This window comes from Alicyclobacillus dauci (assembly GCF_026651605.1).
Classification (GTDB): domain Bacteria; phylum Bacillota; class Bacilli; order Alicyclobacillales; family Alicyclobacillaceae; genus Alicyclobacillus; species Alicyclobacillus dauci.
Genome location: NZ_CP104064.1, coordinates 1,761,317 through 1,782,716, shown reverse-complemented (window position 1 = coordinate 1,782,716; position 21,400 = coordinate 1,761,317). Strand labels below are relative to the sequence as shown.

The following is a 21,400-nucleotide window of genomic DNA, read 5'->3' as shown; positions in this document are numbered from 1 at the left end:
CGTTCATTCCTCCTTTTGGCCTCTTCTAAACATTTGGTGTGAAACCATCGGCCATCAACGATGTCTTGTGTCCTTTCATCCTTCTCCGTGACCGGATATCCGCAGCGACATATTCCTAATGTTTCGTGAGATTCAACACGAGAAATCTGTGCCACCCCATTTCCGTTTGTGATACACTCGAATTAAGGTTGTTTTTGTCTATGGCTCTCGTTGGCGCGAGAGTCTTTTGCTTTTCTAGCCTCAAGCAGTGAAACTCCAGTCCATTTGTCACAGGGTTTACGCCCGAACAGTTTGCAGTACTGCCTCTTAGCATCAGCGCTGTTTCTAGCCTCCAGTTGATACCATCTTCCTCCTGGAACTCGAACCTCGTAGGGCATTGACTCACTTCCTTAGTGACTTTTCACGTACCGCAGGGACTCCAACTTCTTACGATGCTTTTGATTGATAGCTCTCATAGAGAATCCGTACTCTTCGCATTGCACACCGATGTACATGTAGCTAGCTTGGATCGCATCCATGACTTGAAGCAGATGTTCCTCACGTTTCCGACGATGAGTATCACCTTCCGCTCCTGGAGGTTTGTTAGTCGCGAAATGAGATATAGCGTCCACGGCTTCCTGTAACTCCTCGAGGCATTTTTCACGAACCGCTGACCTATGGAGATCGACGTTGGGGCCATCAAGGTATGAAGGACCAACGCCATCGGTGGCTTCCCGCATCGTTTCGAAGTACATTGCGTGATGGTCAACTATGCGGTTGAAGTGTGGTGCAAGGTCGGCAGCCATTTGGCGCGTTCCTTTTTCAATGGCGCTAATCATTTGCTGAGTCACCGGAACATCCAGATCACTTTGCTTCAGTCCACGGCTTGTCCGGCTGATTCTTAAAGCCTGTTGTATCGACATGGTTCTCTACTCCTCACCTGTTGTATGAAGTTGTCAAAGTACAACTGCGTTGCGTGTTAATCTTTGTTATGTAAGCAACGCCACAGTACATATCGGTCGACACTGACCTACATCCCCGTTTGAAACTCTTTTCTATTAACCCGCCGCCAACGGTATCTTCACCTGGTCCGGTCTCTCCATCGGTCGCGGCGGGATTGCTCCCTCCTCGAGCAGAATCTGTTCTAATTCCGCTGCAAGGCACATGTGACCGAGTCTCCATCCTGAATTGAACATCTGCGCCCCTGAGTCAGTTCCAGTCGGCCTTGACCTAGCCACACTCCGACACTGCAACATCAATGCCAGTAGTTTTTCATGCATCTGATTCACCACCTTTCATCGGGCCTGTCCATCTTCCGGACGGTTGCCCACACCCCTCACTTAGGAGCGATGTATGTGCAACCAAATACGTGCATTGACGAGATAATGGAACTTCTTGAAACTGTGTTGCATGACCTCAGTGAATCGTTACTTGACCGCTACGAGAGTGTTGATATCCGCGTGGTCATTGATGCCCACTGACCGGCTCCTTGGCTTGTTTCCTCTGTGCCGCCCGGTAAGCAATCTGACGGATGTACTCATTGAATCGGTCAATCACTTCCTGTGAAGGCTGGTTCTTCACGACGACCTCAATTTTGTTTTTCATCGTCATCGCCTCCACTGGCAACGTATGTGTTGATTGGTTGACCACTTACCGGTTTTCAGCGAAGGAAACGACTCGATTGCGTTCGATGGTCAGTGAACGAGCATCGCATGGTTCTTACCGAGCGCACCAGCCACCGTAAGACTGTCAGTTAATGGTCGATTGTTCTCAACGAACACTAGTGCATTGGCCATAAATCCTGTGCACTTCTTTCATCCCTGAATCACTTTCTGGTCAAACTACAATGCCACGTGTGTTCTATTTATGGCCCTGTCTTCTTCGTTCCGATTCGGAACATTTGACGCAAAAAAAATCTGGTTAACGTCTGTTTTAAGTGCGTCAGCGATACGTTTTGCAACTCTCATAGATGGGGTTTTCCGACCTGCTTCGATATTTGTGTAGTAAGCGCGTGAGATGTTCGCCAAACTCGCAACTTCGTCATGAGTTAAACTTAACTTCTGCCTACGTTGACTTAGTTGCATGTTCACTGCCATTCGCTCACCTCCGTTCCGTTAAGGAACATTCCATGCACACATCGTAGTTCCTTTACGGAACAAAGTCAATACGTTTCTGTTCCTTTTATCGACGTTTCTTTTAGGAACATCGTTAAGTAGAATTAAGACATACTGTTCCGGCGGTGATACATTTGGCATCTTTTGCTCAGAGATTTAAGGAATTACGCGAAAAGCGGTGGACACAAGATGAAGCGGCTGAAGCTCTCGGTGTTTCTCGATCAACAATAGCCGGATACGAATCGGACACTAAGGGCCGGATCCCACGACAGGACACGCTACGAAAAATAGCGGACGTGTTTGGCGTATCCGTTGACTATCTTCTTGGACGGGACGACCCATCAACTAAAACCGAAGATGACCACGTATCACCCGAAGAACGAGAATTTCTTGATTGGGTAAAGGAACACGTTACAGGTACGTTCTTCTATGACTTCGATAAATCACCTGAAGAATCGAAACGTGAGATGATGCGTGGGCTGAAGTTGATTTATGAGATGGAGAAAGGGCGTAAGCCCGGGCAGAAGCAGGGAGAGTGACAGTTGACGGTAGACACATCATTTGAACATCGGCGAAACCATAGGGATTTCTCAAAAAGCAGGGGCAATCGAGCTCTGTGGATGTTAGACAACAACAAGTTCTTTCGTATCAAAGATCGGGCGGCCCTGAGAATCTATACCGGCCCCGATGCTTACATCAAATACTACGAACAGTTCGCACATTGTGAATTGAGAAACTGCAAAATTTACAGTGCTCAACTCAAATCGTCCATAGCCATGTGGAACTCATGGATTGCGAGTATGAACGCTTTTAAAGTAGCGCTAGCAACTGGACTCTTGGCATCCGCTTTAACGTCATTGGTCTCATTTTTATACGCACACTTCAACCTGCTCTATACACCGTGGTGGGTCGACGGAATCATCATTACGTTTCTTTTGGTGATTTTTATAGTCAACATTCCCGCTTTATTGGTATCAGTAAAAATAGAAAAGGCGACCTTTCTGCTTTCCATAATCGACGACGTTGTGAAGTTGAACCAAGAGACTAACCGGGACACATGACGTAGATCAATTTGCTCTGACATTGCAAATTGGTACCCCCCACATTACGATAAAACACAGCACGATGAAGGGGTGACCGAAACGTGAAAATTTACACCATTGGGTATGAGGGCAGTAACTTCGACGAATGGTTCCAAATCTTAATTGAACATCAGATCACCTGTGTGGTCGATATTCGTGAAATACCTGTAAGTCGAAAACGAGGGTTTTCAAAGACAAAATTACGCGATGCATTGGAGTGTGCAGGAATTAAATACGTTCACTACAGATCCCTCGGCTCCCCCTCGGACATTAGGAAGCAACTACACCGTGACGGGGATTACATAACATTCTTTGAGAAATTCGATGCATACCTTGACGAACAACAAGATGAGCTAGAGGAGATTGTAGGCTTAGCACAATCTGAACGTATTTGTCTGTTGTGCTTCGAGCAAAATCATCGTCGCTGCCACCGACATAGTGTTGCACAGCGATTATCGTCTTTGATGCCCAAAGGGGCTGAAATTGTAAATGTCGATTGCGGAAAACGCTTGGCGCAAAACATCAATCTTAATTACGGTTAAAACATACCCCACCCCGAGCAAAAAATATCGAGAACTGGTCTGCACGGCAGGTATCACTGAGTACGGTGAATGGATACGTCTGTATCCAGTTCCATACCGATATCTAGAAAACGATCAACAATATGGAAAATATTATTGGATAACTGCTTCAATTCAGAGAAACGGAAGTGATCATCGACCAGACAGTTTTGTACCCAACATTGACACCTTGGAAATCGGCGACAAGCTGGACACTAAGCACAATTGGCAGAGACGAAATTCTGTAGTACTTCCGACAGCCGCACCTTCTTTGGAATTCCTCAAGTCTAGATATGACGACACCTACCACTCCCTTGGCATATTCAAGCCCAAGGTCGTACAGGATATGATTTATGAGAAAAACCCCCACGCTGAATCGTCTCGTTTACGTCCCAACGAGTTTTTGAGACAATCCGGTCTCCTAGATACGACTCCCCCAAAGGAGTTGGAACCGATGCCATACAACTTTTACTACAAATTCATGTGTGACGATAAATGCTGTAATGGACACCGAATGATAGTGATCGACTGGGAAATTTTCGCGTTATTCCGTACGCTTCGAAAAAAGCATGGTGAACGTGGAGCATTAGAACGGGTCCGTGAAAAATGGTTACTTCAAATGTGTGACAAATCTCGCGATACCCACTTTATTGTAGGTACTGACAAACAGTACGGCCATTTTATGATACTCGGGGTGTACTGGCCGCCTCATTCAGAGAGCTTCCAGACAAGTCTGTTCTTGTAAATACTAATTGTCATATCAGACTGTTCATGTTAACAACGATCAGTGTACAATACGAACATACGTTCTGTATGCGAGGTGTACATCATGCAAGAGATGTTTGAGCGCTACGTTCCCACCCACCTCGAGTCCGCAATCATGGACTTCTATCGAAAAAACAAAGTGAAGTCACAGTATGATATCGACCTTGAGATGTTTGCCTGGGACGCAGGGATTTGGGTGCATTATGCCGATATGGGTACCACACACAATGAGGTCGATGGAACGATGTACTCCATCATCATTGATAACCGCATCCCATGGCAGCAGCAACGCGTCGAATTCGCTCATGAGCTCGGGCACGTTCTGCTTCATGCTGGCCGCCAAGAGTTCATGAATAACGACTTTCGAGCCTTACAAGAGTGGCAAGCAGACAGGTTCGCCATGTATGCTCTCGCCCCCACGTGCATGATCGTCAACACCATTACAAATGCTTCATCCCGTACCCAACTGGTTCGTCAATTAGCTGAAGCATTTGACGTTCCAGATCCATTTATGGATGTTCGTCTGAAAATTCTCGAGCAACGGTTCCGCGACCTACAGGCACAAGGCCTAATGCAAGAAGCAATCGAAGCCGAGCATGCTAGATACGATTACACGTATCGTCACCCCACTAATCCAGTTATCGAGTATCTGGTTAAAGACCACGTCATCGTAGGACAACGTCGCCGTGCTGACATCTGAGGGGAGATGATACCTATAGACCAGTTATATCCTGTTCCGGTGTTCGGCGCGGTCCCAAGCCTTTCGATGACATTTGCGGAATCCATCAGCAATCCCCCGCAACTAGCCGTAAAATCGTTTGCTCCGTACAAGCGGTTTGCCGTCGAAATTATTGACGACGGATTGGACACGGCTGGACTCCTGTCTGGAGACTATGCAATATTTCGTGAGCAGGGCTGGCCGAATGACGAACTCCAGGTTGTTTGTGTTGCGTTCGGCAATAACGTGACGATTCGAATCCTCGAGGGAATACAAATGCGCGAACCTGTTTTACGAACTGCGCGAGATGCTGTTAGGGAACAACGTCATCGAAACGACTTCATCGTTCTAGGCGTACTCGACGGCATCATCAAGTCGGACTTTGTTAAATTCATGGAATTGGAAGAAGAAGCGTTCGACTGGGGGTGCTAAAATGTAGCGAAGGAGTGCTCTGATGCGCGCTGCGATATACACACGCGTTAGTTCAGAAATGCAGGTTGCGGACGGTTTCTCTCTAGATGCACAATTATCGCGTCTTCGTTCCTACTGTGACTCACAGGGATGGACGGTAGCGGGCGTTTACACTGATGAAGGCATATCAGCTAAAGATATGCAGAGACCATCCTTGAATCGACTCGTAGACGATATTAAGCGTAGCAAATATGATGTAGTCGTGGTGTACAAGCTCGACCGGCTTACGCGTAGTGTTCGCGATCTAGATGAACTCCTACGTATTTTCGGAGAATACAAAGTCGGTTTTAAAAGCGCGACTGAAGTGTACGACACTACATCCGCGACCGGGCGTTTGTTTCTTCATCTCGTTGCTTCCCTCGCTCAATGGGAACGAGAAACAATTGCAGAACGGGTCCGTTTCGGCCAGGAGCAGATGACGCACGAGGGCAAGTGGTCCGGTGGTAACATACCGTTCGGTTATGACCACAAAGACGGAAAACTGGTCATCAATGACGCACAGGCTATCGTTGTGCGTGAGATATACAATCGTTACGTCAGAGGGGAAGGCACTAAAGCTATCCTCACCTGGCTTAACGATCCAGAACATCCCCAACTCGCACCAAATCGGCGTTGGAGCCAATGGGGATTAAAATATCTTTTGCGTAACCCTTTATATGCTGGATATGTCCGATATGGGTATCGCACTATCGAAGGACGAAAGCAGCCCGACGCAATTATTGCCAACGGAGAGCACGAGGCAATTATCACGCAAGAGACATGGGAGCGTGCCGATCAGATGAGAAAACGTCGCACTATGATGCCGTCAAACTCGTCAACCGGTACTTATCCGTTGTCGGGACTTTTGCGTTGTGGAAAGTGCGGAACCGCGATGTCTGGGCGCACGAATCAAAAGATGTCACACGGTAAGCGAGTTGTTGGCCGACATTACATTTGCAACGAACGTCAACACTCCAACCTCTGTGACATGCCAATGATACAACAAACAATGCTCGAGGACGCTGTTCTTGTGGAGATTGAAAAGTTCTATGAGAGCCTTAATGATATTACGGAGTCGGTGACCGATAATTCAAAGGCCGCGGACCGACTAAACGCGGAAATTGAGAAAGTAAATAAGCGTCGGAGTCGATGGATGGATGCATTCGAAGAAGGCAATATCACTTCAGCGGAACTTCGTGAACGTTTGGATACGTTGAACGAACAAGAAGAGATGTTTCGACTCCAATTAAGTGACCTTGAGGACGCACAACCGATGGACCAGGCGTTTGTTCGCGACGTGCTCAAATCCTTTCGCTCGGCGTGGGACGCAGCGGAGCCGTATGAGCGCAAGGAACTCATTCGGATTATTGTTAAGCGGATCGACGTTCACATCAACGGCAAAGTAATTCGCAACCGGCCTGCACCATTTCGCGTTGACATAGAGTTCAACATGTAGTTCTCGTGCGTGTCATGGGGCGTCAAGCGAATGCAAGCCACCACCACCACCAGCCGCCGTACCAGCCGCCATAACCGGGATATCCCCGGCCACGACCACCGTAAGCGCCATAGTAACGGGGGCCGTACCCGCCATACCCCCATCTAGCCAGTGAAATATCGAGTTTCTCTTCGTCGCTTTGATCCACAGACTGGCAAGCTCCAGCAAGACCGACTGGCGCATAACGGCGCGGGACACGAACCAAGACTGCACGGTCATTTACGCCAGAAACAATGCCACGATGCGTTCCCCATTTGGTTCGAAACTGTACCCATTGCCCCATCTTGTTGACACACTCCGTTCTCGTGCACATGGCCATACCTCCCTTCAATGTAATCACCCATGTTGAGACATGTGTACGAATCAGTAAGAACCGGTTGTGCAACAAGTCGTCGTGGCATACGGAACTAAGAGAATAAAGAGCACGAAGATGATGAGAAATACGATAGCCCAACGCGTATATCCACCCAATGCTCCATCGTACATACTCTCCCCCCCCTCGCTCAAGACATGCTGCAGAATATGTCCTGACAAGACAACCTGAAGAGGATATCAACCCAGTTCGATCACGCCGGATCGCAAATTCAACGCGTGACGGCGGTTACCTGTCACGATAGTTTCCATACAGCACGAGCCTATCTAACGCTATCCCATTGCCGAAATTTGTGCTATTATGTCGACGGATTATACAGAATATTATATCAAGAGGAAAACGCGCTGAAATAGAGCAGAGTCAAGCAGATTGAGCACCGATGCCTATAATCGTCGCGTTTAGCCATGCTTCACAGGCTCGACTGCCTATCTTCGTTTACTCGGAGGAGGGATGCAAATTTGGAAAGTCTATTGGAACAGCGGAACTTACTGTTTGACTCTGTTGCGGATTCAATGGAGGAACTGCTCATCCTTGTTGATTCAGAATGTAACGTTATGTATTTCAATAGGGCCGCGAAGGAAGCTCTTGGGCTCACGGAAGGCTGCATCGGCCGTCATGTTTTCGACGAATTAAAAATTTGGATAGTCAACGATGATCGAAATCACACTATCATTCACGAAGTCCTCAAAACGAGAATGGCACAGAAGGGTCTCCGTCGGCAAACTATAGATGGACGAGAGCTTCTGATCAACATCGTTCCTATGTCTACGGCCTCAACCCGTCGAGGAGTACTCATTACGGCTCAAAACATCAGTCACGTAATTGCTATGGAACAAGAATTGGATATGGCATTCGCATTGACTTTACCGAATAGCAAAGTGGAATACCGCTTAAAGTCTATCCCAGAGTACCAAGATCTGTACGACACAGACACTAAGTTCATTACAATTACAGGTGTGATTGCTGATGGTGGACATCGTCACGTTGTCAATTGTCTGAAAATATTCTCCGTCCTGGTGGCCAAAGGTGTTACCCGATTAATCGGAATTGACAAGGACTCACTGGTACAAGCGTTTATTTTTCATGATCTAGGGAAATCACAACCGGTACTACAGACGGGCGATAAAGTAGACCCGAAAATTGTCTTCGAGAACGGAAAGCTTCATGCAGCACGCGGAGCGGACATTGCTAAATACTATTACCAGCAGAAAGACGATATCGTAACCATTATTCGATACCATCATCACGGTGAAAGTGAATTACCAAACGATTTTCCACAACACCTGCTCCCCATGTTCCGGCTATTCCAGATTGTCGATGGATTATCGGCCGCAGTGACCCGAGGTGGGGTGAATGTCAGTTTGGATGTTCACGATTGTGTCATTACAATCCAGGAAGTGAATCGTCGCCCTCAATACAACGGGACGCGGCACATTAATCTGTACACAGGCCAGTCCGAATGGATTCCAATTGCGTAACTATCACTCCACTCAAATGCGGGCATCCTCTTGGGTGCCCGTCACATTCGATCCGCCTTCAGTCGTCAGACTTCGCCTCTTTCACCAAAATGCTAAACAAATATACCACTATACCAACAATCACTACACCAACTAACACTATTAAGCCAGTACGCATCTATCTTCCTCCCCGATTCACAGTCACACACCTCTGATGTTGGTTGCCAAGTTCATAGGTCGAGGTTCACAGAATCCAGTCTTAGCATGAGCAAATTTATGGGGATTAATCATCTACGTCTCGAAAATTTCTTAAGCCCCATACATCGGTTGAGCCGGTTAGAGGCGTTAGATGCAAGGTAGTGCTCTAGCTATCCGACATGCAGTTTGATCGGTTATATGTCATAGGTTCCGGATGTGCCGCATCTTGAGGAGAACCGAGCCCCCGCTGAACTGCCGCCATATCCTTGATTCACGTCATGAGTCCAATTGTTCAATCATCTTCTGATATTCGAATAATGTTCCTTCTCGCAAAACTCAAAACATAAGTTTATTTTATTATGTATCGTTCATAGCTATACAATAGGAAGTATTCATCTGAGAGGAGACATCAAGTTATGGCAACCGTTCTTTACATTACTGCACATCCACACGACCACACCCAGTCTTTCAGCATGGCAGCCGGAAAGGCCTTTATTGAAGAGTACCGGGAACATAACCCGAACGATGAAGTAATCTATCTTGACTTATATAAACAGGACATCCCTTACATTGACGCTGATGTGTTTAGCGGTTGGGGAAAACTGCGATCCGGTACCTCATTTGAAGAATTAACGGAAAACGAAAAAGCAAAAGTCGGACGTCTTGCCGCGTTAGCTGATCAATTTGTCGCAGCCGACAAATATGTGTTTGTAACTCCCATGTGGAACTTTTCCTTCCCACCGATTATGAAGGCCTACATTGACTCACTTTGCGTTGTAGGAAAGACCTTTAAATACACCGAACAGGGATCTGTTGGCCTTTTGACGAACAAAAAGGCACTTCACATTCAAGCACGCGGTGGTATCTATTCAGAAGGACCAGCGGCAGACATGGAAATGGGTCATCGCTATTTGTCAAAGATTATGCAGTTCTTCGGTGTTCCCTCCTTTGAGGGATTATTTATTGAGGGGCACAATCAGTTTCCAGACCGAGCTCAACAGATTAAAGAAGACGGCATTGCGCGTGCCCGTGAACTAGCCAAGACATTTTAAGTGAACCTCAGGGAGCCGCCCATATATGGCGGTTCCCTTTTTAGTTGCTAATCAAGCTTACGTGCTAACAGCTGAGATACCTTTATCCCCATCCGTTTGACGGTGCGCATTTAACTCGTATATCAGAATGTCTAATTTACAACGAAGCCGATCATCAGACAAGAACGACATATCAATATTCCTGCCAGAATAGTGCCGATTGTCTTCCGTTTAGTACAACCTGACTCGCTCGATGAAGTGATTTACATTGCCACCGATCATCAACCACACTGCATCACCCGATAACTTAATTTTCCGTGATACAATTACGGAAGATTGCTCAAAAAGGAGAACGCCTATGATTGCATTGTTGTGTCATTTACCAACACGTCGCTCAACGAATATACGATCACGGCGCGGATGACAATAGCCTCCGTGACTCCGCTTAGGGGGAAGTATAAAGTGGCTCAATTGACAACAAAGCGACTGCGCATGGAATCATGGACAATTGAATTAGCCGATGCCGCCATGAATGATCAGTCGAAACTTAGCCGATCGCTCGGCGTTACTGTACCGGACGACTTTCCAAATAAACCGGTGCGTCATGTTGTTCTACCCAGTAAATTGATGGAGTTACGAGAGGATCCCAGCCGCGGTGTATGGAGCGGCATCATTATTCATGTGGGTGACAACATCATCATTGGTTCAATGGGTTTCAAGGCGCCGCCCGATCGCGAGGGAATTGTAGAAATTGGATACGACATTATTCCCGCCTATCAGAGTCAAGGCTATGCCACGGAGATGGCGAAAGCTCTCATCGCGTGGGCGTTCGAGCAGCCATCAGTAAGGGTAATTACGGCCGAATGTCTCCCGGATAATTGGGCCTCTGCCCGAGTGTTGCAAAAGGTTGGCATGCGACAAGTGAACTCATCAGCCGACATGGTGCGTTGGGAGTTGCCGAGGATAATAGGGCAACTGTAGAGCGGTTTTTGGGCAGGGGCTTAAAGGCCCCTGCTACAGGGTGTGGCACGTCGCCGCCTTGCCTAAGCCATACTAGCCCTGGACGCGAACACACCTGGATTACACCCGCATGTGCCACAAGTTTCTTTCGGTAATTAAACCCATCAACTTCCCCTTTTAATATACATAAGCAAGCTGCAGACGTAACTTCTGCAGATTCGACCCTCGAAACGGATTCCTAAAACAAGACATAGGTATTTGTGCGGAGAGGATTTCAAATGAGCAGATATCCGCTGTCCCCGAATAAACATATTAAGGGACGGAGGGGTGAGCTTTTGAAACCTTACGATGCAATGCAACATCACACGGATCTTAAAAGATGGTATTCCCGAAAACTTGGACTCCATATTCGATTGAAAAAGGTTCTGCCGGAGCCGTTGGTCCTGCTGCTATATTCCGTCCTCATTGGCATAGTTGGTGGGTATGGAGCTGTCGGGTTTCGCAAGTTGATAGACTTGTTTACCAGCCTGTTCTTTGGCCTTGGAAGTGACTTCTCTAGTCTGGGAAGAGCAGATGTTTTATTGTCGCCTATGATAGGACTCATCCTTGTTAGTGTTATCGCAAAAGTCTTTGCCCCAGAGGCCAAGGGGCACGGTGTACCTGAAGTGATGGCAGCAATTGCGGTGTAAAGACACCGATAAATCCCGAGAATTGCCCCGATCCATTTCCTTCGTCTATCAGCGAAGTATGAATTACAGCACTGGAGGAGGACTACCATCCCAACGACCCGCAACCCATACAGATGATTATGGTTTTTCTGATAATATGTTGTTTGAGAGGCAGCATCGCCTCGAACTCGTATCTGAGCGAGTTTTGTACGGATGAATGCGCTCCAATCAATTTAGTATTCGCTAGAGTTTACCGCCATGAATCAAAAGGATGTAACCGTCGTTCGACAAATGAGTTACCAAACGCCACAGAAGTGTATGGAGGGACAACGATGAATATTGTTGTTTTGGGTGCTGGAGCAGTTGGTGGGTACTTCGGAGGAAGACTGGCATTGGCAGGTAGCACCGTTACCTCCCTTGTTCGGGAACGTCGTTTTCAACAACTGAAAAATATAGGATTGCACATAGAGAGCATCCACGGAGATTTTACTGTCGCTCCAGAGTTGGCCTTATCCACCGATGAGATCGAAAATCCTGACATCGTGATTTTGGCCATTAAAAACTACCATTTACAAAGTGCGTTGCCAGAAATTCGAGATCCGGTTCAAAGGGGTGCCAAGGTCCTGCCTCTTATGAACGGCGTGCAACATATGGAGATGCTGGTTTCAGAGTTTGGAGAGGAGTCCGTTTTAGGGGGACTATGTTACAGGCGACACTTGATTCAAACGGAAAAATTATCCATACAAGTCCAATGCACGATATCATCTTCGGCTCTCTGATCTCTTCTAATCAACCGTCGTTGCAAGAACTCGAAGCTGCCTTCAAGGACAGTGGAGTAAATGTGCGGCTGAGCCAATCGATCATGGTTGACCTATGGCAAAAGTTCATCTTCCTTGCATCGTTCAGTGGGATTACCGCCGCCACTAGAAAGCCGATCGGCGAAATCCTCAACGATGCTGTATCACAAGATTTTCTCCAGGACTTGGTTCATGAAATTTTTTCTGTCGCCGAGTGAAGTTACCTCCAGATGCTTTCGAACAAGTCATAAGCAAGTTCAACAGTGTCTCGCCCACGATGACCTCTTCGCTTCATCGTGACTTAGAAAAAGGATTACCACTCGAAATCGACAGCTTGCACGGCGCAGTCCTTGATATGGCGAAACCGTACGCTGTCCCAACTCCTTGTGTACGCTCCGTTTACGCCTTGTTACATCCTTACAAAGAAGGATCTCGCTAAGATCCCGCCTATTTTCGGTCTTATGTTCCACCATCGCCAAAATTCGGTAGCAATGAAGCACGAAGTGAGCCTCACTAATCCTAACAAGGAGAAGGGGGCCCATTTTATTGTGATCAGATTTACCCAAACAATATGGGAGTCAGCACGGAAACTGCCTTTATTTTCTTTAATCCAGGACCCTTGGTAGTCCCCCACATCACACCATGCTGTGAAAGGCAAATCGTTGGTGGATGTAAGAATTCATAATCCAAAATCCTTCGATCACGCTCCACTCCTATTACACGAATACGGTTCAACCCCATGCACATGTGGCATGCAACAAGGGACCGATCCGACGTACGATGTAGGCGTTCCTTAATTGTTGTTATAGCGATATGTGTAACATCAATGCCTATCCAGTGTCTTTTGAGTCTTTCAGCAGCAGCAATAGAAGTGCCACATCCACAAAACGGATCCAAAATAACGTCATTTTCATTAGAACTAGCCAAAATTAGTCGCTCTAACAGAGCGACAGGTTTCTGTGTTGGATATCCAATGCGTTCTTTCGACTGGGAATTTACAGGAGGAATGTCATCCCATACACATTGTAATGGAACCCCTTTAGACTCATCCAAGTACTGTTTAACTCGTATACCCCCGTTTTTCGTAAAATGGAGCCGATCTTCTGCGTCCAGGTTCTTCATTGTAGCCAATGGAACACGCCATAAAGAATGGATACCCCGGTATTCATAATCGTATCCTCCACCAGATAGTCCTTTAGCTGTTAAGTTGCCATCGGTCCATAATCGTCCATTACTGTCGCGATGCCTAAACCTTTTTAGATATTTCGGGTCATAAGGTTGATAAAGTTGATTCCATATCCATTTTTGACCTTTTGTATAAAACAATATTCTGTCTACATTAGAACCAAATCGTTTAGGGTCATTATGAGCACTGGTCCTTTTCCATATAATTTCATTTCGGAAGTTTCTAATGCCAAATATAGCATCCATTAATAGTTTTAGATAGTGACTGGAGTTTGTATCGCAATGAAGATAAATACTACCGGTTGGCTTTAAAACGCGATGAAGCTCCAAAAGCCTTGGAGCCATCATAGTCAAATAAGCCATCACGGTAGTCCCACCAAGAATCTCTCGCATTGCTATTAAGAAGCTCGACACTTTGTCGTTTTTTGAGTATTTAACCGCCTCCACAAAAGACCTTTCGACATCCGAATTCCAGTTCCACGTATCCTCAAACACCATAATTTGTGCTTGTGATTGTCTACCTTTGTCACTGAATATCTGGTTGTAATTCCGATTACTGTTAAATGGCGGATCCAAGTATATGAGGTCTACACGTGCTACGGCGCATGAGTGAGGGTTGCGTGAACGCGACGGTTATCTTTGATGAGATTTCGGAGATGGGTTATGACGGTGGAATGACGCAACTACGTGTGTTTATGAAGCCTCACCGACAAGCCGCTGAAGAGAAAGCTACCACACGATTCGAGACGCTACCTGGCGAACAAGCTCAAATAGACTGGGGTAGCTTCACAGTGAACTGGCATGGTCACAAGAAGAGGATTTATGCGTATGTGATGGTATTGGGCTACTCTCGCATGATGTACTTGGAATTTACGGAGAATGAGAAGCTAGAAACGCTCATGGGCTGCCATGTGAGGGCCGCAGCATATTTCAACGGGGTAACGGCGACTTGTCTATACGACAACATGAAGACCGTTGTGGCCAGTCAAGACGACCGAGGTAAACCGATTTGGAATGAACGGTTTGCCGCCTTTGCCACACACCATGGTTTTAAGCTCAGACGCTGCAAACCCTACCGCGCCCGTACGAAGGGAAAAGTGGAAAATGGGGTCAAGTACGTGCGGAGGAATTTCTGGCCAAGGGTCCGAACGTTCACTGGGCTTGATGATTTGAACAGGCAAGCAAGGCACTGGTTAGATACTGTGGCAAATGTCCGCGTTCATGGTACCACTCACCAACGACCGATAGACCGATTCCCAGAAGAGCAGCTTCTGCCAATGAATACGGTACCGTTTGAAAGTGCGGAACGTCATCTACGGAAAGTACCTTCTGACGCACTGGTTACATACGAGACAAACCGCTACTCTGTGCCGTATCAATTGGTAGGTTACATGGTTGAAATACAGGATGAGCGTAATGGTGTAATCCGGTTCTTCCATGCTGGAAAGCTAGTCGCCGAACACACGAAGTGTCCAGGTAGACACGTGATTTCGAGAAACAAAAAACACTTCGAGGGGATTCTCACTGGAGGCAAACAAAAGGTTCCCCAACCTATCCCACGCCTCATTGAAAATCCAGCACCCGAAGTGATGCGTCGCCCACTCTCTGTGTATGACCGTCTACTGAAAGAGGAGGTCGTACGCTGATGCTGGAACAACGAATTCAGCACGCATGCGAGGAATTAGGATGGTCCCGGGTACCCGAGGTCCTTTACCAGCACGCTGAGCAGGCTTCCAAAGAAAATATATCTTACCTTGAATTCTTGGACAATCTCCTGCAGGAAGAACTGCGTGCCAAATACGAGCGTATTATACTCACGCGGACTCGCTTCGCCAGGCTTCCGTTTCAGAAGACGCTTGAGGAGTTTGACTTCACATTTCAACCCTCCGTTGACGAGCGAAGAATGCGCGACCTAGCAACGATGCACTTCCTGGGCCACCAAGAGAATGTAATTTTCTTAGGACCACCGGGAGTTGGTAAAACACATCTAGCAGTAGCCTTGGGGCTCGAGGCCATTCGCCAACGGTATTCGGTCTACTTCACCACAGCAAATGAGTTAGTTGAGTCACTGGAGGAGGCACATGAGAAGGGAACCATTCGCCGCAAGCTGCGGCAATATACTAAGCCAGCGCTGTTGATTGTAGACGAGATTGGATACCGAAAGATGAATAACGCCGCGGCGCATTTGTTCTTTCAACTCGTAGCGGAACGATACGAAAAGGGTGCGATGATCCTCACTTCAAACAAGTCCTATTCCGAGTGGGGAGATATCTTTGGAGATAACGTGCTTGCAACAGCAATTCTGGATCGCATCTTACACCACTCCACTACGGTAAATATCCGTGGAGAGAGTTACAGGATTCAGGAAAAGAAGAAGGCAGGATTCCTAAGATTGGATGAAGACGGTAAACCGATGACGCTATGAAGCTGAGGTTAACCGATGAAACTGGGGAATTTTCGGCCGATTATTTTGAGGAGTTTTAAACCGTTGTTGACAATTACGTACCCTTCCATGAAATATCCGCTCCTTCGGATATTGGTCGTATGACCGTCGTATCACTAGCCTTATCTTTCCACTTTGTACCTAATTTACGTTTAGATGATTGTCCTGTGTATGGCATATGACTCAGTAAATTCGCCTTAATTCAAACCTAATTGGGACTACATACTTGCGACCCGTTTTCAAAGCTTGCTCCTACGACTTATATGGGTTGGCTGTTGTTACATTTCAACGCATAACATAACTTGCCACTCCGAAAGCTATACTCCACCAAGATAGCTATCATCAGGGTATCCAATTAACTTGGCCAGCAGAGTCCAGAACGGTTTCCCTACCTGCTCAACCCCCCAAAGTGTTTGACCATTGGACAGTTTAATTGCCTGACAACCAGTTGGATCAGCGTGAGCAACCAGAACCACTTTCTTGCCACTCTTGAAAATCAATGTGTACTCTACACCAGTATCGTTAGGACAATGCATGGTTCCCGAAGGAAACAACCGCAGTGAGCGTAAATCGGAGTACAATTGCCTGACCGTAGGTTTGTTGCTTATGTTCAAATCGAGTGCCTCAAGTTTTCCGTGTTCATTTCTTATGATCTCCACTGACGTGGGATTGAGACTATCCACTGTAGGAAGTGAATTGGGTTTAGTACGCTCATATAGTGGCTTCTGGGCTTGCACGCTGTTTGTCGTTTGAGTTACAGGAGGATTAGTTTGTTGACCGTGACCACACCCCACGGCTATAGGGAAGAGCAGACATAGCACACATATCGAGACATTTGACTTGCGCATGTGATCACCCCTTGCCAACACAGACGCTTGAAGCCATTTATGCGTTACAACTGAACACTCTAACGAGTCGATTAACTTCATGGATTAACGCTGTATGAATCATCCAGTATAACCCTAATTTTACTCACGATTATGAATGTCGTATTTTCGATGGAATTTGGATTTTATTTCACCTCGAATCGACTCGGTAATGCACTCGTTCGTAGCAACAAATACTTAGCCAGGGAAGTAGTAATATGTGAACTCGTCACTTGTGATCGGGGCGGGTAATAAACCGAGAACGTTCTCCCATAACTACAAAATTACTGCCTACCAACACATTCGCTGACATGTCATCAGCGTTTATTTAATAATGCCCTGGGTAGCAAAGGTCTTGCTGTGGTGATCCTATGGTTTAACCACCTACCGTTAAAAATTAATAAAATTCAAAACTTTTATTGCGCATTGGAAAGCATCTACGTAATGGATAGACCACTGCTCAAGCGTCTTGGTGGACGACGACCCGTAACCTCTTTTACGGTGCTTCTGGACGGTATGTTATTCCCCAAGTACCTGAAACAGCGCAACAATAACTATCTCGGATGGCGAATATTTTTTTATCGTCCTTAGCAACTTCCACCCGCACAAATGAACTTCGTTGAGCCTTCAAATCGATGAGCTACTATAGGACAAAAACGCCACTGTTTCGGAATAAAGCTACATCAATTTCAGGATTACTTTCTTATAAAATGCATCATTAGACTTAGTAACACATGATAAAAGATCGAATAACTCTTATTATTACGCATTATATATGTTATAGTACAGTCATTAACGGCATATGTATTATCAGTCCAACAGTACGAACGGGGGAAATTGTAATGCCTGAAATTAAAGATCAACACAAACTTTCTTCCATTCCATTGGTTATCGAAGGTGAAGTATCCCAGTATTGGGTGACGACTGAAGATGGAATGTGTATGCTTAGCCCCGACATATGGAACAAACAAGGCCGTAGTCTCCAAAGTTCATTATCTAACTTGGACGGCCAGCGTGTGCGTGTGACCATCGAACTGTTAGATTAACCTTCACCCACTCAAGGCCACCGTTGTGACCAGATTGCTTTAGTATCCAGGATTTTCTGTAACGTGCCTAGGAAGATGGAACGTAGAAGAATGTAACTCGCGAGTTCCGACCTGGACTTCGCTAAAAAATTCCTGAAAACAATGCTCATTTAAATTGTCACCACTAAAATATAACAAGGACAACTACTGACACTCGCCGTAAACGGGCTGGCTGTTTTTATTTAATGTTGATACCGGGATTCTTTGTTTATGAGGGCATTGGCTTTGAGTTAATGCGGATTGGCTGTAGCAGAGCCTGTGTAGGCGTTTAGAGAGACGTTGAGGGCAAGCATAGAACAAGATATAGGCACGAAGAGACGATTTAAGGTCGTCTCTTCGCCAAGGCACGTTGACAACACCACTTATGGAAAATGTTTTCGATAAGTTGGCACATCACGCTCCTATGTAGTTAATGTGTCCGTTGAACCGATTCCTTATGCGTCAGTCAAGTCAGTTACAAATTGGGCTTTGCATTCCGATATAATGGGCAGTAAGGGAGTGTTATAAGCTGAGGAAATATAACCAAAGGAGGTATGTAATCGGATTTATGTACTTGCTTGGTGACTTAGCGCCTGAAAAAGCTTGTAGTAGCAAGCAAAAGGCATGCATTGTTTACTTATAGAATTTACAGGTTTTAGGCGGTTGAGATTTTCGAGAATAGGCATGCAGTAAACGGCATTTCTATACCCCTATAGGGTATGCACTCTGTGACTATTGAAAAACCGCGCCCCCGCTGGGTTCTGCGCCCAACGAAAACGCGGTTCAAACAAAGGTATGTACCTGCCGAAGAAGCAAGCCTGTAAGCCGAGTTCTGTGCTCCTGTGCTCCAAGCGGTATCGATGGACACGCAATGCCCTTGTATACCTCGCACTTCTGGAGTAGCAATCATCTATCTAGGTCGACTGTTGCCAGCCGACTCAAGCGACCAACCCGAGTGCGTGACGGGCAGCCACATATGCACTCCTATCCGGTCTTGCTCCGAGTGGGGTTTACCTAGCCAGCCTGTCTCCAGGCTGCTGGTGCGCTCTTACCGCACCGTTGCATCCTTGCCTGTGTCCATAGCATGGACCATCGGCGGTCTACATTTCTGTGGCACTATCCCTAAGATCGCTCTCGCCGGACGTTATCCGGCACCCTGCCCTATGGAGCTCGGACTTTCCTCCCGTGCGGCCTTTCGGCACTGCACCGGCGATTGCCCAGCTTACTTCTTCTTGAACAGCATTGCTTATTATAATCCACGTTTACGCTCATGACAATGCCCCGGATTAAAGTACCGCAGGCACCAATTCCGTCCAATCACCGAATTAAATCCAAGTGAACGGATCAACGGTCACAGGAGCTGCTTCGATGGTCACTGATGTACCATTCGCTCGAAGCTTGTCGCGAAGCATTTGCGCGAGCACAGCGCACACCGGTTGCTCCAGTGCCGCGTGCGTTGCGTCCACCACTGCCATACCGTCTGCCCAAGCATCTCCTGCTTCGTGATGGCCTACGTCCGACGTGACAAGGACCTGTGCACCTTTTTCCAAACTCGCAGCGACCCACCGACTCCCTGAGCCACCCAACACTGCTACACGATCCACCTGCAGATTCGGATCACCTGCGAAACGGATGTGACGCATGCCAAATTCATCCCGAACACGTTCCGCAAACTCCTCCAGCGCTATGCTCCGTTCTAGATTTCCGATCCGCCCGATGCCGAACTCATCTCCAGTTTGTAGCATGGGTAAAATATCATACGCCACTTCTTCGTATGGGTGGACTTCACACATCCGCGCGACAACGGAATGGATAAGGTGGTCCGGAACGACCGTCTCCAAGCGCGCTTCCGCGACTTGCTCCAGTTCCCCTTGTGTGCCGATGAATGGCTTGGTGCCTTGACCGGGCAGAAACGTACCTGTCCCGCTCGCTGAAAAGGTACAGTGTGTATACCTGCCAATGGCGCCTGCGCCGGCGTCGCCGATGGCGGATCGGACGACGTCCAAATGCGTGGTAGGAACGTAGACGACGAGTTTGTAGAGCGGCTCCCGATAGGTTACATCCAACACCTCGACGTCTTTCAGGCCCAGTTTACCCGCGATCACATCGTTTACACCGCCTGGAGCGATGTCGAGGTTCGTGTGTGCCGAGAAAACAGCAATGTCGTGAACGAGCAGTTGCTGAATCGCTCTGTCTCGGCGCTGGCGCGTGTCGAGCCTGGCAATTGGTCGGAACAACAAGGCATGATGCGTGACAATCATGTCGACACCTGCGTCCACTGCGGCATCCACTGTGTCCGGTGACGCCTCCAAAGCCACCCACACACGTGATACCGGCTTGTCCACATTGCCGACCTGTAACCCGATTTTGTCGTTGTCCATGGCGAGTTTGGCCGGAGCGATCTCTTCCATTAAACGCATGATATCTCGCACGAAGACTGTGCTAGTCAAGTGGCTTACCTCCCCTTGTCTCGACTTGTAGGGCCAGTAATTGTTCAATCTCTGCCTGCAGCGTATCGAACCTCTCCCGCGCCTCGAGATTGTCACTCGTCTGTACACTGTGCTGAACCGCACGCAGCTTATTTATCTCTCGCTCCAGCCGCATATGAAACAGCTCGTCCGGGTCCCGAAGCAACAAGGGACCATACGTATACGCAAGCATCAGTCGCGAAGGGTCGTCGCGATATGGGTCATATGCCGGATCGCGATGGGCGTTCGGGGTCGCGATAATGATTTCGTATATCCTATCGTCATCGAGGACGAGTGCTTCCGAAGACAATGTGAAGTGAAGTTCGTCCAGGCGTGATCGCAGAAGGTGACCGGCGTTCATCGGTTGAAAGATGATGGTCGAGACACTTTGGGTGACTTTGGGCGACTCATCGAGCATCTGTGTGTGGACATGGCCGCCGATCCCGGCGCTGACAATGACGTCGACCTCTCCCGGCCGAATCGGTTGAAACCCGTTCCCCAACCGCAATTCGATCAGCTCTTTCAAACCGTGACGGTTGACGTTTTCACGAGCCTTGCGCAGGGGTCCTTCACGAAGGTCTGTGGCGATGGCGTGTAAGGCACGTTTCGTTTGGACTGTGTGTATGGGGATGAAGGCGTGATCGGTGCCGATATCGGCGAGCGATTCGCACTTCGGAATGTGCTCAACAATCTTCTGCATGCGTTTCGACAACGTGATAGGTTGCAT

25 protein-coding genes, 1 other RNA gene and 1 pseudogene are annotated in these 21,400 nt (G+C 47.4%); 16 read left to right on the top strand and 11 right to left on the bottom strand.

Features of this window, described 5'->3' with window-relative positions; translation table 11 throughout:
• Positions 1-389 precede the first annotated feature (389 nt).
• Together NZD86_RS08905 and NZD86_RS08900 are read right to left on the bottom strand one after the other, a co-directional pair.
• Positions 390-902, bottom strand: a complete 513-nt coding sequence (locus NZD86_RS08905) for a hypothetical protein (protein WP_268046161.1) — start codon at positions 900-902, stop codon at positions 390-392.
• A gap of 135 nt (positions 903-1,037) precedes the next feature.
• Entirely contained in the window at positions 1,038-1,259 is a 222-nt protein-coding gene (locus NZD86_RS08900) for a hypothetical protein (RefSeq protein WP_268046160.1), read from the bottom strand.
• Positions 1,260-1,334: 75 nt separating this feature from the next.
• Between NZD86_RS08900 and NZD86_RS08895 the strand changes: the two genes are divergently transcribed.
• Positions 1,335-1,460, top strand: coding sequence for a hypothetical protein (locus NZD86_RS08895; protein WP_268046159.1), 126 nt, complete (start codon positions 1,335-1,337; stop codon positions 1,458-1,460).
• Here the strand turns inward: NZD86_RS08895 and NZD86_RS08890 are convergent.
• A complete protein-coding gene (locus tag NZD86_RS08890; protein ID WP_268046158.1) occupies positions 1,444-1,584 on the bottom strand; it encodes a hypothetical protein in 141 nt (46 codons plus the stop codon). The two genes, NZD86_RS08895 and NZD86_RS08890, sit on opposite strands and share 17 nt — an antisense overlap.
• 236 nt (positions 1,585-1,820) lie before the next feature.
• Positions 1,821-2,075 (bottom strand): helix-turn-helix transcriptional regulator, encoded by a 255-nt coding sequence (locus NZD86_RS08885; protein WP_268046157.1) that lies wholly within the window; start codon positions 2,073-2,075, stop codon positions 1,821-1,823.
• A gap of 152 nt (positions 2,076-2,227) precedes the next feature.
• Between NZD86_RS08885 and NZD86_RS08880 the strand changes: the two genes are divergently transcribed.
• The 6 genes from NZD86_RS08880 (at position 2,228) to NZD86_RS08855 (ending at position 7,124) form a co-directional block, all read left to right on the top strand.
• Positions 2,228-2,632, top strand: a complete 405-nt coding sequence (locus tag NZD86_RS08880; protein ID WP_268046156.1) for a helix-turn-helix domain-containing protein — start codon at positions 2,228-2,230, stop codon at positions 2,630-2,632.
• A gap of 81 nt (positions 2,633-2,713) precedes the next feature.
• Positions 2,714-3,154 carry a hypothetical protein gene (locus NZD86_RS08875; RefSeq protein WP_268046155.1) on the top strand — a complete coding sequence of 147 codons (441 nt, stop codon included), beginning with the start codon at positions 2,714-2,716 and terminating at the stop codon, positions 3,152-3,154.
• An 83-nt stretch (positions 3,155-3,237) separates the two neighbouring features.
• Positions 3,238-3,717, top strand: coding sequence for a DUF488 domain-containing protein (locus NZD86_RS08870; RefSeq protein WP_268046153.1), 480 nt, complete (start codon positions 3,238-3,240; stop codon positions 3,715-3,717).
• A gap of 847 nt (positions 3,718-4,564) precedes the next feature.
• Positions 4,565-5,200: an ImmA/IrrE family metallo-endopeptidase gene (locus tag NZD86_RS08865; RefSeq protein WP_268046152.1), complete on the top strand. Its 636-nt coding sequence runs from the start codon at positions 4,565-4,567 to the stop codon at positions 5,198-5,200.
• Between the two features lie 6 nt (positions 5,201-5,206).
• Positions 5,207-5,650 (top strand): hypothetical protein, encoded by a 444-nt coding sequence (locus NZD86_RS08860; RefSeq protein ID WP_268046151.1) that lies wholly within the window; start codon positions 5,207-5,209, stop codon positions 5,648-5,650.
• A gap of 22 nt (positions 5,651-5,672) precedes the next feature.
• Positions 5,673-7,124, top strand: coding sequence for a recombinase family protein (locus NZD86_RS08855; protein WP_268046150.1), 1,452 nt, complete (start codon positions 5,673-5,675; stop codon positions 7,122-7,124).
• Positions 7,125-7,146: 22 nt separating this feature from the next.
• Here the strand turns inward: NZD86_RS08855 and NZD86_RS08850 are convergent, their stop codons facing one another.
• Positions 7,147-7,476: a hypothetical protein gene (locus tag NZD86_RS08850; RefSeq protein WP_268046149.1), complete on the bottom strand. Its 330-nt coding sequence runs from the start codon at positions 7,474-7,476 to the stop codon at positions 7,147-7,149.
• 50 nt (positions 7,477-7,526) lie between these two features.
• Positions 7,527-7,649, bottom strand: a complete 123-nt coding sequence (locus tag NZD86_RS08845; RefSeq protein ID WP_268046147.1) for a hypothetical protein — start codon at positions 7,647-7,649, stop codon at positions 7,527-7,529.
• A 345-nt stretch (positions 7,650-7,994) separates the two neighbouring features.
• On the opposite strand from NZD86_RS08845, the gene NZD86_RS08840 reads away from it, so the two are divergent.
• The 6 genes and pseudogenes from NZD86_RS08840 to NZD86_RS08815 all read left to right on the top strand — a co-directional run bounded on the left by NZD86_RS08840 (position 7,995) and on the right by NZD86_RS08815 (position 13,086).
• Positions 7,995-9,014, top strand: a complete 1,020-nt coding sequence (locus tag NZD86_RS08840) for a PAS domain-containing protein (protein ID WP_268046146.1) — start codon at positions 7,995-7,997, stop codon at positions 9,012-9,014.
• A gap of 593 nt (positions 9,015-9,607) precedes the next feature.
• Entirely contained in the window at positions 9,608-10,243 is a 636-nt protein-coding gene (locus NZD86_RS08835; protein WP_268046145.1) for an FMN-dependent NADH-azoreductase, read from the top strand.
• A gap of 441 nt (positions 10,244-10,684) precedes the next feature.
• Positions 10,685-11,203, top strand: a complete 519-nt coding sequence (locus NZD86_RS08830) for a GNAT family N-acetyltransferase (RefSeq protein WP_268046144.1) — start codon at positions 10,685-10,687, stop codon at positions 11,201-11,203.
• 314 nt (positions 11,204-11,517) lie between these two features.
• Positions 11,518-11,871, top strand: coding sequence for a hypothetical protein (locus NZD86_RS08825; RefSeq protein ID WP_268046143.1), 354 nt, complete (start codon positions 11,518-11,520; stop codon positions 11,869-11,871).
• A 311-nt stretch (positions 11,872-12,182) separates the two neighbouring features.
• Positions 12,183-12,629 (top strand): ketopantoate reductase family protein, encoded by a 447-nt coding sequence (locus tag NZD86_RS08820; protein WP_268046141.1) that lies wholly within the window; start codon positions 12,183-12,185, stop codon positions 12,627-12,629.
• Positions 12,551-13,086: pseudogene (locus tag NZD86_RS08815) on the top strand (ketopantoate reductase family protein). The gene NZD86_RS08820 and the pseudogene NZD86_RS08815 overlap by 79 nt, the downstream one beginning before the upstream one ends.
• Positions 13,087-13,205: 119 nt before the next feature.
• Here NZD86_RS08815 and NZD86_RS08810 read toward each other — a convergent pair.
• Positions 13,206-14,408, bottom strand: coding sequence for a site-specific DNA-methyltransferase (locus NZD86_RS08810; protein ID WP_268046140.1), 1,203 nt, complete (start codon positions 14,406-14,408; stop codon positions 13,206-13,208).
• A gap of 17 nt (positions 14,409-14,425) precedes the next feature.
• Between NZD86_RS08810 and istA the strand changes: the two genes are divergently transcribed.
• Positions 14,426-15,478 carry an IS21 family transposase gene (gene istA / locus NZD86_RS08805; RefSeq protein ID WP_268046139.1) on the top strand — a complete coding sequence of 351 codons (1,053 nt, stop codon included), beginning with the start codon at positions 14,426-14,428 and terminating at the stop codon, positions 15,476-15,478.
• Entirely contained in the window at positions 15,478-16,257 is a 780-nt protein-coding gene (gene istB / locus NZD86_RS08800) for an IS21-like element helper ATPase IstB (protein WP_326492647.1), read from the top strand. The genes istA and istB overlap by 1 nt, the downstream gene beginning before the upstream one ends.
• Before the next feature lie 335 nt (positions 16,258-16,592).
• Here istB and NZD86_RS08795 read toward each other — a convergent pair whose 3' ends face one another.
• A complete protein-coding gene (locus NZD86_RS08795) occupies positions 16,593-16,934 on the bottom strand; it encodes a hypothetical protein (RefSeq protein ID WP_268046138.1) in 342 nt (113 codons plus the stop codon).
• A 1,049-nt stretch (positions 16,935-17,983) separates the two neighbouring features.
• On the opposite strand from NZD86_RS08795, the gene NZD86_RS08790 reads away from it, so the two are divergent.
• Complete coding sequence (locus tag NZD86_RS08790; protein WP_268046137.1) at positions 17,984-18,187, top strand: hypothetical protein; 204 nt, start codon at positions 17,984-17,986, stop codon at positions 18,185-18,187.
• An 823-nt stretch (positions 18,188-19,010) separates the two neighbouring features.
• On the opposite strand, the gene rnpB is transcribed toward NZD86_RS08790, so the two are convergent.
• The 3 genes from rnpB to NZD86_RS08775 form a co-directional block, all read right to left on the bottom strand.
• An RNA gene (gene rnpB / locus NZD86_RS08785) (RNase P RNA component class A) lies at positions 19,011-19,434 on the bottom strand.
• A gap of 96 nt (positions 19,435-19,530) precedes the next feature.
• Entirely contained in the window at positions 19,531-20,655 is a 1,125-nt protein-coding gene (locus NZD86_RS08780; protein WP_268046136.1) for a Nif3-like dinuclear metal center hexameric protein, read from the bottom strand.
• On the bottom strand, positions 20,648-21,400 hold the full coding sequence (locus NZD86_RS08775) for a tRNA (adenine(22)-N(1))-methyltransferase (RefSeq protein WP_268046135.1): 753 nt from the start codon (positions 21,398-21,400) through the stop codon (positions 20,648-20,650). Before NZD86_RS08775 ends, NZD86_RS08780 begins: the two co-directional genes overlap by 8 nt.